Here is a 14,471-nt window from a genome sequence, read left to right as displayed (position 1 = left end):
GGACTCCTCTTGGTGTATCGGTGTTGCCGGTTTCAATGGGCCAGCGCGCGGCAGTGCTCCGGCGGCATGTGCAGCCACACGGATTCGCCGGGCGCGATGCTGAAGTGAGAAGGCGCGACGGCGCGCACCGTTTCGCCGTCGGGCAGCGTCACCAGGTAGTCGCGGTGCGACCCCAGGTAGATCTGGCGGGCCACCGTGCCCTGCACGCAGTTGGTCTCCGCGGGCCTCGCGGCGCTCAGCTGCACGTCGTGGTGGCGCACGGAGACGGCGGTGTCGCCGTCGGGCGCGAAGTCGCCGGAGCCGCAGCGCAGGACCAGTCCGTTGGCGGCGACCACGCCATCCTGCCCGTCCCAGCGCCCGCGCAGGATGTTGGTGCCGCCTATGAAGCGCGCGACGAACTCGGTGCGCGGCCGCTGGTACACGTCCTCGGGCGAGCCGGCCTGCTCGATCACGCCCTGGTTCATCACGACGATCACGTCGGCGGTGGTCATCGCCTCGGCCTGGTCGTGCGTGACGTAGACCGTGGTGTAGCGGTACTTGTCGTGCAGCCGGCGGATCTCGAAGCGCATCTCCTCGCGCAGGTTGGCGTCGAGGTTGGACAGCGGCTCGTCCAGCAGCAGCGTCTCGGGCTCGACCACCAGCGCGCGCGCCAACGACACGCGCTGCTGCTGGCCACCGGACAGCTCGCCCGGATAGCGCTGCGCGAGCTGCGACAGCTTGGTGGCGGCGAGGATGGTGTCGGCGCGCTGCTGCGTGTCGCCCTTCGACAGGCCGCGCAGCTTCAGGCCGTAGGCGACGTTGTCGTACACCGTCATGTGCGGCCAGAGCGCGTAGCTCTGGAAGATCATGGACATGTTGCGCCGCTCGGGCGCTTCGCTGTCCCCGGGCGAGGACACGCGCCGGCCGCCCACGCGGATCTCGCCGCCGTCGGGCTCCACGAAGCCGGCGATCAGGCGCAGCGTCGTCGTCTTGCCGCAGCCCGAAGGCCCCAGCAGGCAGACGAGCTGGCCCTTGTCCACCGACAGCGACACGTCCTTGACCACCGGCGCGCCGGCGTAGCGCTTGGTGAGCCCCTTGAGTTCCAGGAATCCCATGCTCGTTCTTCTTCTCAACGCAGCGCCGGCAGGCGCGGGCCGCCCAGCAGGGGCAGGCGGTTGGCGATCACGACCACGGTGAAGGACACGAGCAGCAGCATGATCCCGAGGACGGAGATCGCCCCCATGTCGCCGCTTTCGTTGAGGTCGTAGATGATCACGGACACCAGCTTGGTGTTCGCGGTGGTGAGCAGGATGGTCGCGGACAGCTCGCGGATCGTGCCGATGAACACGAAGCACCAGGTGGCGATCACGCTGGTGCGCAGCAGCGGCGCGGTGATCAGCCGCAGCGTCTTCAGGCGGCTGGCCCCCAGGATGCGGCTGGCCTCTTCCAGCTCCGGATGGATCCCGTGGAAGGCCGCGGACATCTGCTGGTAGCCCGCGGGCATCTCGATGGTGAGGAAGGCGACCAGCAGGATCCACAGCGTGCCGTACAGCATCAGCTGCGGGTGCGAGTAGGTCAGGAACAGGCCCACCCCCAGCACGATGCCCGGGATCGCGACCGGCGCCGTCGCCAGCATCCCCAACACCGCGGAGCCGCGCACCGGCGCGCGCGCCACCATGTAGGCCGCCAGCAGCGCGAGCCCGGTGCCTATCGTGGCCGTGGAGAAGCCGAGGAGGAAGGTGTTCCACATCGCCAGCCGCGTCGCCGAGAACTCGAAGAACACGAAGTGGAAGTTGTGCAGCGTGATGCCCTCGACCCCGTTCTTCGTCAATGCCGCCTTCAGCAGCGCGGCGTACGGCAGCAGCACGGTGAGGGAGAGCACGATGAACACGAAGGCCAGGCCCAGCGGCATCCACATGCCGAGCTGCGTCACGCGCGGCTCGCCGCTCTTGCCGCCCAGCACCGTGTAGCCCTTGCGCCCCAGGATCCAGCTCTTGCCCTGCAGCAGCAGCACGGTGATCAGGAGCAGCGGCAACGCGGCGGCGGCGGCCAGCCCCGGCTTGGGCGGGAACTGGAACAGGCTCCAGATCTTGGTGGTGATCACATGGAAGCCCGCCGGCAGGGCGAGGATGGCCGGCGAGCCGAACATCGTGAGGGCCTGCAGGATGGCGATCAGGGAACCGGCGAGCATGGCGGGCAGCACCAGCGGCAGCGTGATGCGCCGCAGCGTGGTCCAGGCGCGGCCGCCCAGGATGGAGGACGCGTCCTCCAGGTCCGCCGGCACGCGGTCCAGCCCGTTGGCCACCAGCGTGAACACGTAGGGGAAGGTGTAGCAGGCGATGGCGAACACCAGGCCGCCGAAGCTGTAGATGTTCACCAGCGCGTCGTATTGCTGTGCGCCGGTCACGTGGCGCCAGAACACGTTGATCAGCCCGCTGTTCGGCGCGGCCAGGATCTCCCACGCAATCGCGCCCAGGAAGGGCGGCGTGACGAAGGAGGCGGTGACCAGCGCGCGCACCACCCGCCGGCCCGGCAGGTTGGTGCGCGACACGAGCCAGGCCAGCGGCGTCGCGATCGCGCACGACACCGCGCCCACGCTCAGGGCCATGCCGATTGCGACCAGGAAAGGCTTGCGCAGCGTCGCGTCGCTCACCAGCGCCGCGAAGTTGGCCAGCGTCAGCTGCCCGTTCTTGTCGACGACCGCGTAGTAGGCGAGCCAGGCCAGGGGCAGCACCACCAGGACGGCCAGCACCGCGGCCAGTGCCCAGAACACCGGCTTGAGCAGGTCGACCCGGAATTGCGGCTTGGCGATCGCCTCGGAAGCTTCAACGGCGACCGTCATCGCGTCAGGTGCCGAAGTACTCTTCGTACTTCTTCTTGATCGACTCGGGGTCCAGTTTCTCGGGGTCCGAGTGCAGCAGCTTGATCTGCGACAGCGGCGTGCGCCCGGCCTTCTCCTTCACCTCGGGGTGGAAGGAGCGCAGGCCGCCCACGTCGCTATTGAGCTGCTGCGCCTCCTTCGTGAACATGAAGTGGTAGAACAGCTTCGCCGCATTGGGGTTGGGCGCGTTCTTCAGGACGGCCGCATTGCCTTCGACCAGCGGCGTGCCCTCCGGCGCGTACACCGGCTCGATCGGCACCCCGCTTTCCTTGAGCAGGAACACGTTGTATTCGTTGCCGTCGGCCATGACGGGGCGCTCGCCGGCCGCGAGCTTCTTGGGCGGCTCAGTGGAGGACTGCACCTGCATCACCTTCTGCTTGCCCAGCTGCTCGAAGTACTTCCAGCCGATCGCCTGCGACAGCGCCTGGGTGCCGGTCATGATCGTGCCGCTGTAGCCGGGGTGCGCTTTCACCATCTTGCCGCTCCACCTGGCGTCCAGCAGGTCCGCGTGCGACTTCGGCGCCTGCTCCTTGGGGATCAGCTTCGTGTTGTATGCGATGACAGACAGGTGGGCGCGGTAGACGGCGAACTGGCCGTCCGGGTCCCTCTCGTCCTTGGGCCAGAACCTGGCGACGTCGCTGGGCACGGCGGGCTGCAGCCAGCCGTTCTTCTTGAAGTGGATGAAGTGCACGGCGTCCGAGGTCTCCACCACGTCGGCCGTGTAGATCTTGCTGCCGTACTCCTGGTTGATGCGCTGGAAGATGCGCTCGGCCCCCGAGCGTTCCACCTGGACCTTGATGCCGGGGTACTTGGCCTCGAACGCACGGGCGAGCTTCTCCGCGACCTGCACGTCCGTCGCCGAGTACCAGACGACCTTGCCCTCCTTCTGCGCGGCGGCGACCAGCTGCGGCGTCGCGTCGTAGGGAGCGGGGGCTTGGGAATGCGCAGCACCGGCGGCCAGGGCGGCCACGAGCGCCAGGGCGGCGGCAGGCTTGACGGACATTGCTTGTCTCCTTGACGCGGCCTTCGTGGACCGCTGCGGCGCATCTTGGAGAGCGTTGGTCAAAGTGTCAACACTTCAGACCCTAACGTCGACACTGAAGGAAGAAAGCATTCAGGGTTTACCCCGGGCGCGGGGAGCGCGAGCGAACCCCCACCGAGGCGCGCATCACGCCCCCGTCATCTTCTCCGGCCGCACCCACTCGTCGAACTGCTCGCCGGTGAGGTGGCCCGAGGCAACGGCGGCTTCGCGCAGGCTGGTGCCTTCCTTGTGCGCCTTCTTCGCGATCGCGGCCGCCTTGTCGTAGCCGATGTGCGGGTTGAGCGCGGTCACCAGCATGAGCGAGCGCTGCACGAGTTCGGCGATGCGTTCGCGGTTGGGCGTGATGCCGACGGCGCAGTGGTCGTTGAAGCTGCGCATGCCGTCGGCCAGCAGGCGCACGCTCTGCTGGAAGTTGTGCGCGATCACGGGCCGGAACACGTTCAGCTCGAAGTTGCCGGAGGCGCCGCCGAAGTTGATCGCGACGTCGTTGCCGAACACCTGGCAGCACAGCATGGTGACCGCTTCGCTCTGGGTGGGGTTCACCTTGCCCGGCATGATCGAGGACCCCGGCTCGTTCTCCGGAATGCTGATCTCGCCGATGCCGCTGCGCGGGCCGCTGGCCAGCCAGCGCACGTCGTTGGCGATCTTCATGAGACTTGCCGCCAGCGTCTTGAGCGCGCCGTGCGCGTGCACCAGCGCGTCCGCGGCGGCCATCACCTCGAACTTGTTGACGGCGGTCGTCACGGGCAAGCCGGTCAGCCGCGCGAGTTCCGCGGCGACCTGTTCCGCATAGCCCTTGGGCGCATTGAGCCCCGTGCCCACCGCGGTGCCGCCCAGCGCCAGCTCGCACAGGTGCGGCAGCGCCGCGTGCAGGTGGCGGTCGGCCTGTTCGAGCTGCGCGACGTAGCCGGAAAACTCCTGGCCCAGGGTCAAGGGCGTGGCGTCCTGCAGGTGCGTGCGGCCGATCTTGACGATGTCGCGAAACTCGTCTGCCTTGGCCGCGAGCGTCTCCTTCAGCAAGGCCAGCGAAGGCAGCAGGCGGTTGCGGATGGCATCGACGGCCGCCAGGTGCATGGCCGTGGGATAGACGTCGTTGGACGACTGGCTCTTGTTCACGTCGTCGTTGGGATGCACCTTGCGGCCCTCGCCGCGCGGGCCCCCCAGCAGTTCGCTCGCGCGGTTGGCCAGCACCTCGTTGACGTTCATGTTCGTCTGGGTGCCGGAGCCCGTCTGCCACACGACGAGGGGAAACTCCTCGTCGTGCGCGCCGGCCAGCACCTCATCGGCGGCGGCGACGATGGCCGCGGCCTTCTCCTGGTCGAGCAGCCCCAGCAGGTGGTTCACCACCGCGGACGAGCGCTTGATCTGCGCGAGGGCCCGGATGATCTCGCGTGGCTGCCGCTCGCCGGAGATGTCGAAGTTCTGCAGCGAGCGCTGCGTCTGCGCGCCCCACAGGCGCTCGGCAGGGACCTCGATGGGTCCGAAGGTGTCGTATTCGATGCGCATGGCCATGGCCGCACGCTAACACCTTTGACGCGGAAGCTGGTGTGACCCGGCCGGCGGCGGGGTGTTCGACGCGCGCCTGGAACTCAGGCGGTGTACGCGTAGACGAACCAGAGGTGCAGCAGCACCGCGGCGCTCACCAGGCAGGACAGCGTGATGTGCACGGCCAGCAGCGTCGTCGACACGGAGCGGCCGAGGCGGTTGCCGACCAGGGCGCGCAGCGCGCCCGCGCCCTGGGCGATGGCGATCGCGTGGAACATGAGGACCAGGAAGCCGCTGGGCCGCGTCGCCACGTGCAGCGACAGCAGCAGCAGGATCAGCAACCCGCCGAATTGGTGGATGTCGCTCAGGAGCCGGTGGTGCGCCGCCAGCGCGGGCCGCCGGCGCAGCCAACCGAAAGCCATCGCGCCGGCGAGGAGCGTCACCATCGTGTAGCCGGAGAGCTGCTTGAACAGCACCGTGCCTTGCAGGGAGTGCAGCAGCATCGCCTGCGGGAAGAAGAGCAGCGCGACCTCGACCAGCAAGATCGTGGCCAGCACGCACCAGGCGAGGCGCAGGTCCGCCTTGCGGCGCGTGCGCACGCGCGGCGCGAGGGCGCCCGGAAGGGTGAGCGGCGCGAAACCGGAATTCACCGGCGGGCCCCCGCGCCGGCGGGCTTGTCTTCGACGGCGGCGAACAACCGGTTGAGGGTGGCGGCGGAGTTCTGCGCCTCCAGCGCCTTGCGGAAGGCTTCGCGGTCCGGCAGGAAGAAGCCCTCGCGCGGCCACTTGTCACCCACAGCGGGACGCGCCGCGGCCGGATAGGAAGCGACCTTCTCCAGATACGACCCGTACGCGTCCACCGCGGAGCGTCGCAACTGGCGGACCATGGCCAGCATCGTTTCCGAGGACACCTGCCTGCCGGCATAGGACCACGTCGTCGCGCCCATGGCCTCGCCGAGCACCCAGTCCTTCTTGGGGGTGTTGGGGTGCTCGTTGTGGCAGCTCACGCAGGCGGGCGCCGCGGCGCGGTCCGGGAACATGGCGGTGGTGCGGCCCTGCGCCTGGTCGAAGAAATACTTCGGCTGCATCGTGCGCTTCACCTCCTGGTAGTGCGCGGCCTGCTCGCCCTTGAACAGGTTCTCCTTGACCAGCGGGAAATCGGATCCGAGGAAGAGCCCCAGCGCAGGCACCTGCATCTGCAGGCGGTTGGAGGTTTCGCGCAGCAGCAGGGCGGGAAGCGGGCCGGCCTGCACGCCGTCCTTCTTCCAGTCCTCGCGGAAAGCCAGGCCCTGCTTCGTGCCCTCGCCCACGATCTCGCGCGTGTACATGGCGCGGATCGCCGCGCTCTCGGCATCGAGCAAGGCCAGCGCGGTCTCCGCCGGCACCATGCGGCCGGTCGCCGCGGTGTCGGGCAGCTCCGGCGGCGCCGACACGAACAGGTAGATGCCCAGCAGCACGACGGCCGCGGTGGCGCCGGCGCCGGTCGCGGTGATCTTCATTGCGGCTTCTCCCTGGCCTTCACGACCGTGCTGCCGTACGGCGAGATGCCGTCCTTGAAGTACCGGTTGAGCGCTTCCACGGTGTGCGCGTCCTGCAGGCGCAGGGGCGCACGGGCCTTGTGGTTGCCGTGGTAGTCGTGGCACTGCAGGCAGGTGCCCCACTGCTTCGTGGCCACGAGATGGTCGTGCGTGGGCGAGGTGCGGTCGTCCTTCACTTTCAGGTCCTGGTGGCAGCTGGCGCAGTAGCCGGGATTGGCGATGGTCAGGCGCGTCCCGGCGTGCTCGCGGTGGCAGCTGATGCATTGCTGCGCGCCGGTGTCCGCGCGCGCCTTCTCGAAGCGCGGCTCGAGGAAGCGGTTGGGCGCGTGCCGGTCGTCCGGGTTGGCGTGGCATTGCACGCAGGTGGCGTTGGTGACCGGCTGCATGCCGAGCACCGCGCCGGTCTGCCGCTGGCCGAGGGCGTGCTTGACCTTGGCCTGGAAGGTCTGGCGCGTGGATGCCGGCGACTCGACGTGGCACGCGACGCACTCCAGCTTCTCGTGGCCGACGTTGGGCTGGCCGTGGGGCCGCACTTCCTGCGCGGCGGGCAGCAGCAGCGCCAGCGGCGCGAAGGCGAGCAGCGCACCGGCCACATAGGCCTTGAAGCGGAAGGAGCGCACCGGCGCCTTGGTCGGCGACAACGCGAACAGCTCGACGTGGATGCGGTCGGGCGGCACCTTGGCCTTGCGCAGCGCGCGGTGCACGAAATCGACGTAGCCCTGCGGGCCGCAGATGAAGAATTTGGAGCCGCGAAAGCGCTCCTCCAGGGCCTGCACGTCTTTCTGGCGCAGCGGGCCGGTGGCTGCCGTCTCCCGCAGGGTGTAGCTGAAGCCGGGCCGGTCCTTGGCGCGCGCCTCGAACTTGGGCAGGAAGGCCGCATCGTCGGCGTGATCGACGCTGTAGTCGAGGTGCAAGGTCGCCGACGCCGACAGCGCATTGGTCATGGCGACCGCGGGCGTGATGCCGACGCCGCCCGCGAAGAACACGGCGGACTTCGTGCCGGCCGCGTGCAGCCCGGGGCCGCCGGGAACCGACACCGAGATCTCGCGTCCAGCGCCCTCCCCCAGCGTCTGCAAGAGCCAGGGCGTGAGCTGCCCGTCCGGCTTGCGGCGGATCGCGACCGTCAGGCGGCCGGCATCCACGTCCTGGGCGACCACCGTATAGGTGCGCTCGACCGGGCCCTGCTCCGTCTGGCCGCGCAGCACGACGTGCTGGCCGGGGCGGGCGACCGGGTAGCCGCGGCCGTCGGCCAGGGCGATGTCCACCTTGTAGATCAGGCGGTCCATGCCGCGCAGGTCGCGTGCCTTGGTCAGGGGCCGGCAGCTGGCCATGGCCGGGTACCAGGCGTCCTGCCCCAGCGCCTCCCGCAGCGCCGGCACGCAGCTGCCGCACTGCAAGCCGCAGCCCAGCACGACGCCCAGGGACTGCACCGTGCACTTGGGGTCGGCGGCGATGCACTCGTCCACCTCCGCCAGCGTGACGCCGGCGCAGAGGCAAGCCATGCCGTGCCTGGGCGCATGCGCGGGCACGCCGTTGCGGGAAACGACGAAGGTGGTCACTGGGACGGCGTGCCGCGGGTTGCGCGGCTGTTGATCAGGACGAGCTGTCCGCCAGCGGATACAGCTCGGCGTTCTCGCGCGCGATGCGCTTGCCCAGCGCGTTGAAGACCTTGCGCGTTTCGGCCGCGAAGCCGGCGGGGTCCTTGCGGATCGCCGCGGTCTGCCACGTGTTGTTGTAGGCGGCGAAGGCGTCACCCAGGTCGCCCATCTCGTTCATGAACTTCGTCGCCAGCGCATTTGCCTTGGCATCCTTGGTCATGATGCGCGGGTAGAGGGCCTTGTCCTCCATCGCGAGGTGGAAGTTGAGCTTTCCCGCCAGGTTCGACAGCACGCTGCGCAACACCTGCGCATCCGCCTTGGCCTTGAGGTGGTCGTTGAGCTCACCGACGATCGCAAGGATCTCGACATGCTGCTGCCGGAACTTATCTGTAAAACTCATTGCAGGACCTCCGCCATATGTAACTTTACTGTAACTAGTGCTTACCTTTATGAACGATTCGGGTTTACCCTCGGTCGTGATTTTTTGGTGTGACCTTGTGCCCGGGACGACCCAAATCAGCGCGACCGTTGCGTGCAGGCCAAGCGTGGTGTAGGCAGCGGAAATTTTCGGGACTCTGCCCGGCCGTTGCGGCTGCGGCGGCGTCGCGTCTCCTTACGACGTCTCACGGCCCGGCACAAAATGAGTACTTCCGGTGTGGTCTTTCCGTGTGCAATCCAGGCTCCGAACAAAAACCATCGAGCCAGCGCGTTCCGTAGGGGTGCTGGCATCTTTCAACTACGGCCGCCGCGCCGACGGAGCAATGTCCATGTTTGTCTTGAACCAGGAGCTCGTCCAGGAATTCGCACGCCTGGGCCTCGTGTACGTCCACCTGATCTCGTGCTGCATCGCCTTGGGCCTGGTGATCGTCAGCGACCTGTCCATGGTCCGCGACCTCATCAGTGGCTCTGTCCCCGACCGGAACAAGATCCGCCAGATGGACATGCTGCAGTCCATCGTGGTCAAGGCGCTGGCCGCGCTGTGGGTGACCGGCATCGCGATCTGCGCCCTCGACGCCTCGCTCAAGGGCGGCTGGCAGTACTTCGCCAACCCGAAGCTGCAGGCCAAGATCCTCATGGTCGCGATCCTGACGGTCAACGGCGTCGTGCTGCACCACTCTGTCCTGCCCTGGGTGAAGAAGGCCGGCTCCGTGCTGCGCCTGAACTTCTCCCGCACGGTCTTCGCCCTGCTCGCCGGCACCATCTCCGGCGTGTCCTGGCTCTATGCGGCGCTGCTCGGCGTCGGCCGCCCCCTGTCCTGGAAGTACTCCCTGCTGGAGATCATGGCGGCCTATCCCCTGCTGCTCGCCGGCGGGTTCGTGGGCATGCTGATGCTGGTCATGTGGTGCCGCTATCGGGAGGACGGCACGGGCTTCGACATGACCGAGTTCATGCCGCGCGGGGCCGCCTGACCCGAGCACGGCGCGGTAGAGGCAGGCGGATGGGCGATGGGGTCATGGCGGGTTCCCAGCAGGTTCCCGCCATGACGAGCACGATCCAGGTCGCCGACCGCGCTGGAACGACCCCGGACTAGCGCATGGCCGGGCTCCACGGCCTACGATGGCCCGGTGAAAGACCTGCGCTATTTCGACCCGCACCGGCGCGCGACCTGGCTGGAGCTGTTCTTCGATCTGATCTTCGTCGTGGCCCTGAGCGATGCCAGCGAGATCCTGAGTGACGCGCACGAGGGCCACATCGGGGCGCAGCAGTTCCTGCGCTTCGTGCTGGTGTTCCTGCCGCTGTGGTGGATCTGGGCGGGCCACACGATCTACGCCAACCGCTTCGACACCGACAGCCGCCAGCACCGGCTGTCGACGCTGCTGATCATGTTCCTGCTGATCGTGATCTCGGCGCAGTTCCCGGCCGGCGCCCAGGAACACTACGCGCTGGCGGTGGCCTGCTACTGCGGGGCGCGGCTGATCATCGCCGCGATGTACTTCGTCTCCCGGCGCAAGCACCACGACCGGGGTGGCTTCGCGACGACGGTGGGCACCGTGTTCGCCGTCGGCGCCGCGATCAGCCTTTGCTCGGTCCTGCTGGACGCGCCCTGGCGCTACCTGGTCTTCTATGCCGGCATCCTGTTCGACATGGCGGCCCTGGTGGTGCTGAACCGTCGCCTGCACGTCGTGCCGGCGCACGCGGCACACCTGGTCGAACGGGTAGGCTCGCTGACGATCATCATGCTGGGCGAATCGGTGATCAGCATCTCCGCGGCACTGGCGGGCATCACCTGGGACCGGTCCAACGTCATCGCCGCGGTCAGCGGCTTCGTCATGGTGTCGGCCATCTGGTGGATCTACTACGACAGCTTCCACCTGCTGGAACACCGCAAGCTGGCGACCGGGCATTCCATCCTCTACTCGCACTTCTTCCTGTTCATCGGCCTGGCGATCCTGGCCTCGCTGATCCGGCATGCGATCCTGGACGACCTCGACCCGGGCGACTTCCGCAAGCTGGCCGCCGCCGGCACGGTGCTGTTCTTCGTGGGCAAGCAGTACGGCTACTACATGGAGGTCCCCGAGCTGCGGCCTTACCTGCTGTCCAACACGGCGGCCGTGTTCGCCCTGACGGCACTCGTGCTGATGTTGCCGCTCGGGCTCGGGGCCATGCTGGCGGGCATCACGGCGACCATGATCTGCTACGTGCTGCTCAACCTGCGCTATCGCCACCTGGTGCTCGCCCGGCAGCTGGCGGCCTGAGGAGGGGCCTTCGCACCGCCTGCATCAGTGCGCGGTCGGCGCGAAGCGCGCGGCCAGCACCTGCAGCATGTCCATGTCCGGCACGCTTCCCAGCAGCGACAGCGCGTGCTTCGTGAGCTCGCGCGGAACCTGCCCGCTGAGGTGGGACAGCCGCGCCATGTTGTCCGGGAAGACGTCGAAGATGCCGTACTCGCCGTCTTCCAGCTGCAGGGCGAACCACGCCACGGTGCCGGGCTCGCGCTCCACGAGGGCCTGCGCATCGCGCAGGAAGCGCTCCACCTCCGGCGCATGCCCCTGCTTCGCCTTGAAGGTGAGCAGCAACCCGCGCGTGACCGCGACTGCTGCTTGCTCCGTCGGCTGCGGCAGCTTGTGCGCGAGCACGGACAGCCGCTGGATCTGCGGGTCGCGCGCGAGCAGTTGCCGCCCGGGCCCCATCAGCTGCGCAGCGACCGGGCCGGCGAGATGGGCCTGCCGGCCCGCCTCGTCCGGGAACACGTCGAAAATCCCGTACTCCAGCCGGCCGAAGCGCACGGCGAACCACGCGCTGGTGGCCGGCTCCTGCGCCACCAGCGCCTGCGCCGAGCGCAGGAAGTCCTCGAGTTCCGCTTCCCGTCCGTGCTGCGCTTCGAGCCGGACCAGCAATCCCGTGGTGACCATGGCGTACCTCCTTCTTGTGGCGGCAAGCCATCTTGATCCGGGAGGCGTCCGCGCGCGGGGTGTTTTTCCGGTTTCGTGCTGACTTGTGCTGCCCAAGCGCGGCCAGAAGGGGCTCAGCAGCGTCTGGGATAATCGGCCCAAGCCCCTCCCTACCGTCTGACGACCATGCCGACGACCATCAAGCAAGCCGACCTGACCGAATCCATCGCGGCCGCGCTGCAGTACATCTCGTACTACCACCCCGCCGACTACATCGCCCACCTCGCCCGCGCCTACGAGCGCGAGCAGAGCCCCGCGGCGAAGGACGCGATCGCGCAGATCCTGACCAACAGCAAGATGAGCGCGATGGGCCACCGCCCCATCTGCCAGGACACCGGCATCGTCAACGTGTTCCTGAAGATCGGCATGGACTGCCGCCTCGAGGGCTTCAGCGGCAGCCTGGAAGACGCGGTCAACGAAGGCGTGCGCCGCGCCTACCTGCATCCGGACAACACCCTGCGCGCATCGGTCGTGGCCGACCCGCATTTCGCGCGCAAGAACACCAACGACAACGCGCCGGCGGTGGTCAACGTGGAACTGGTCCCGGGCAACAAGGTGGAGGTGACCGTCGCGGCCAAGGGCGGCGGCAGCGAGAACAAGAGCAAGATGATGATGCTCAATCCGAGCGACTCCATCGTCGACTGGGTGCTCAAGACCGTGCCGACCATGGGCGCCGGCTGGTGCCCGCCCGGCATGCTGGGCATCGGCATCGGCGGCACCGCGGAAAAGGCGGTGCTGCTGGCCAAGGAAGCGCTGATGGAAGACATCGACATGTACGAGCTGCAGGCGAAGTCGTCGCGCGGCGAGAAGCTGTCGAACGTCGAGGAAATGCGGCTGGAACTGCACGAGAAGGTCAACGCCCTGGGCATCGGCGCGCAAGGCCTGGGCGGCCTGACCACCGTGCTGGACGTCAAGATCAAGATGTTCCCCTGCCACGCGGCCGGCAAGCCGGTGGCGATGATCCCCAACTGCGCGGCCACCCGGCACGCGCACTTCGAGCTGGACGGCTCCGGCCCCGCCTACATCGACCCGCCGAGCCTGGACCTGTGGCCGAAGATCGACTGGGCGCCCGACACCCAGAAGAGCAAGCGCGTCGACCTGAACACGCTGACCAAGGAAGAGATCGCCACCTGGAAGGCCGGCCAGACGCTGCTCCTCAACGGCAAGATGCTCACTGGCCGCGATGCCGCCCACAAGCGCATCCAGGACATGCTCGCCAAGGGCGAGAAGCTGCCCGTGGATTTCACCAACCGCGTCATCTACTACGTCGGCCCGGTGGACCCGGTGCGTGACGAGGTGGTCGGCCCCGCCGGCCCGACGACGTCCACCCGCATGGACAAGTTCACCGACATGATGCTGGCCGAGACCGGCCTGATCGGCATGATCGGCAAGTCCGAGCGCGGCCCGGAGGCGATCGAGTCCATCAGGAAGCACAAGGCGGCCTACCTCATGGCCGTCGGCGGCGCGGCCTACCTCGTGTCCAAGGCGATCAGGAAGTCCAAGGTGCTCGGCTTCGCGGACCTCGGCATGGAAGCGATCTACGAATTCGACGTGGTCGACATGCCGGTGACGGTGGCGGTGGACTCCAACGGGACCAGCGTGCACACCACCGGCCCGGCCGAGTGGAGCAGGAAGATCGCGACCGGCGAATTCAAGAAGATTCCTGTCGCGGCGGCCTGAACTTGTCTGGCGCGGCGCTGCGCCGCCGCACCGGTAGAGTTGCGGCCATGGACCGTGACCGTCCCATCGGGGTATTCGACAGCGGCGTGGGAGGCCTGAGCATCCTGCGCGCCTTGCGCGCCGAGCTGCCGCGGGAGGACTTCGTCTACTTCTCCGACGCGGGGCACGCGCCTTACGGCGAAAAGGGCGAGGACTTCGTGTCCGGCCGTTCGCTGGCGATCGCGGTGGACCTGCTGGAGCAGCACCGCATCAAGGGACTCGTGGTCGCCTGCAATACGGCAACGGCGGCGGCGGTGCACCTGCTGCGCGCCAGGCACACGCACCTGCCGGTGGTCGGCGTGGAGCCGGCGCTGAAGCCGGCGGCGGCCCTGACGAAGACCGGCCACGTCGCCGTGCTGGCCACGCGCGGGACGCTGGCCAGCGCCAAGTTCCAGGCCTTGCAGGCCTCGCTGCAGGACCAGGCGGAGTTCGTGCTGGTGCCCTGCGACGGTCTGGCGGCAGCGATCGAGTCTGATGACGCGGAACGGATCCGCGCCTTGTGCCGCAGGTACACGATGGACGTGTGCTGCTTCGGGACGGGCCCCGGCGAGATCGACACCCTGGTCCTGGGCTGCACCCACTATCCCTTTGCCGCGGAGACTTTCCGCGAACTCCTCGGGCCGGACATCCAGCTGGTGGAGACCGGGCAGCCGGTGGCGCGGCAGACGCGGCGGCTGCTGGAACAGAAGGAGTTGCTCAATCCGGCCGGGACGGGCCAGGTGGGTTGGCACACGACGGGGTCGCCGGAGGCCCTGCGCGGCGCGGCGGCGCGGTGGTTGGGGATCTGACGGCGTTCGGTGGGGTTCGCTGGGCTCACCACCACCCTGCGAAACCCACG

General features: G+C 68.2%; 13 protein-coding genes. 4 read left to right on the top strand and 9 right to left on the bottom strand.

The genetic code is table 11. The features are described from left to right. Positions 1-32 precede the first annotated feature (32 nt). From AC3EGR_RS22420 to AC3EGR_RS22385, 8 genes are all read right to left on the bottom strand, one after another. Positions 33-1,094, bottom strand: a complete 1,062-nt coding sequence (locus AC3EGR_RS22420) for an ABC transporter ATP-binding protein (RefSeq protein ID WP_488548743.1) — start codon at positions 1,092-1,094, stop codon at positions 33-35. Positions 1,095-1,108: 14 nt separating this feature from the next. Beyond that, on the bottom strand, positions 1,109-2,821 hold the full coding sequence (locus AC3EGR_RS22415; RefSeq protein ID WP_488548742.1) for an ABC transporter permease: 1,713 nt from the start codon (positions 2,819-2,821) through the stop codon (positions 1,109-1,111). Positions 2,822-2,825: 4 nt separating this feature from the next. Continuing rightward, the gene (locus tag AC3EGR_RS22410; RefSeq protein ID WP_488548741.1) at positions 2,826-3,863 is read right to left on the bottom strand and encodes an ABC transporter substrate-binding protein; all 1,038 of its coding nucleotides are present in this window, start codon (positions 3,861-3,863) and stop codon (positions 2,826-2,828) included. 165 nt (positions 3,864-4,028) lie between these two features. Further along, entirely contained in the window at positions 4,029-5,414 is a 1,386-nt protein-coding gene (gene fumC / locus AC3EGR_RS22405; protein WP_488548740.1) for a class II fumarate hydratase, read from the bottom strand. Between the two features lie 77 nt (positions 5,415-5,491). Next, positions 5,492-6,037, bottom strand: coding sequence for a hypothetical protein (locus tag AC3EGR_RS22400; RefSeq protein ID WP_488548739.1), 546 nt, complete (start codon positions 6,035-6,037; stop codon positions 5,492-5,494). Continuing rightward, entirely contained in the window at positions 6,034-6,885 is an 852-nt protein-coding gene (locus AC3EGR_RS22395) for a hypothetical protein (RefSeq protein ID WP_488548738.1), read from the bottom strand. The genes AC3EGR_RS22400 and AC3EGR_RS22395 overlap by 4 nt, the downstream gene beginning before the upstream one ends. Next, on the bottom strand, positions 6,882-8,483 hold the full coding sequence (locus tag AC3EGR_RS22390; RefSeq protein ID WP_488548737.1) for an FAD-binding oxidoreductase: 1,602 nt from the start codon (positions 8,481-8,483) through the stop codon (positions 6,882-6,884). Before AC3EGR_RS22390 ends, AC3EGR_RS22395 begins: the two co-directional genes overlap by 4 nt. Positions 8,484-8,517: 34 nt before the next feature. Further along, positions 8,518-8,922 (bottom strand): hemerythrin domain-containing protein, encoded by a 405-nt coding sequence (locus tag AC3EGR_RS22385; protein ID WP_488548736.1) that lies wholly within the window; start codon positions 8,920-8,922, stop codon positions 8,518-8,520. A gap of 367 nt (positions 8,923-9,289) precedes the next feature. Between AC3EGR_RS22385 and AC3EGR_RS22380 the strand changes: the two genes are divergently transcribed. After that, positions 9,290-9,931, top strand: a complete 642-nt coding sequence (locus AC3EGR_RS22380; RefSeq protein ID WP_488548735.1) for a hypothetical protein — start codon at positions 9,290-9,292, stop codon at positions 9,929-9,931. A gap of 156 nt (positions 9,932-10,087) precedes the next feature. Beyond that, positions 10,088-11,218, top strand: a complete 1,131-nt coding sequence (locus AC3EGR_RS22375; RefSeq protein WP_488548734.1) for a low temperature requirement protein A — start codon at positions 10,088-10,090, stop codon at positions 11,216-11,218. A 24-nt stretch (positions 11,219-11,242) separates the two neighbouring features. On the opposite strand, the gene AC3EGR_RS22370 is transcribed toward AC3EGR_RS22375, so the two are convergent. After that, positions 11,243-11,875: a putative quinol monooxygenase gene (locus AC3EGR_RS22370; RefSeq protein ID WP_488548733.1), complete on the bottom strand. Its 633-nt coding sequence runs from the start codon at positions 11,873-11,875 to the stop codon at positions 11,243-11,245. A 165-nt stretch (positions 11,876-12,040) separates the two neighbouring features. Here AC3EGR_RS22370 and AC3EGR_RS22365 point away from each other — a divergent pair, with 165 nt between their 5' ends. Together AC3EGR_RS22365 and murI are read left to right on the top strand one after the other, a co-directional pair. Beyond that, the gene (locus tag AC3EGR_RS22365; protein ID WP_488548732.1) at positions 12,041-13,594 is read left to right on the top strand and encodes a fumarate hydratase; all 1,554 of its coding nucleotides are present in this window, start codon (positions 12,041-12,043) and stop codon (positions 13,592-13,594) included. Positions 13,595-13,641: 47 nt separating this feature from the next. Beyond that, positions 13,642-14,421, top strand: coding sequence for a glutamate racemase (murI, locus tag AC3EGR_RS22360; protein ID WP_488548731.1), 780 nt, complete (start codon positions 13,642-13,644; stop codon positions 14,419-14,421). Positions 14,422-14,471: the final 50 nt, after the last annotated feature.

It is taken from the genome of Ramlibacter sp. G4-7 (genome assembly GCF_057784995.1).
The sequence above is the reverse complement of the archived record's forward strand: the minus strand, read 5'-3'. Positions and strand labels throughout refer to the sequence as shown.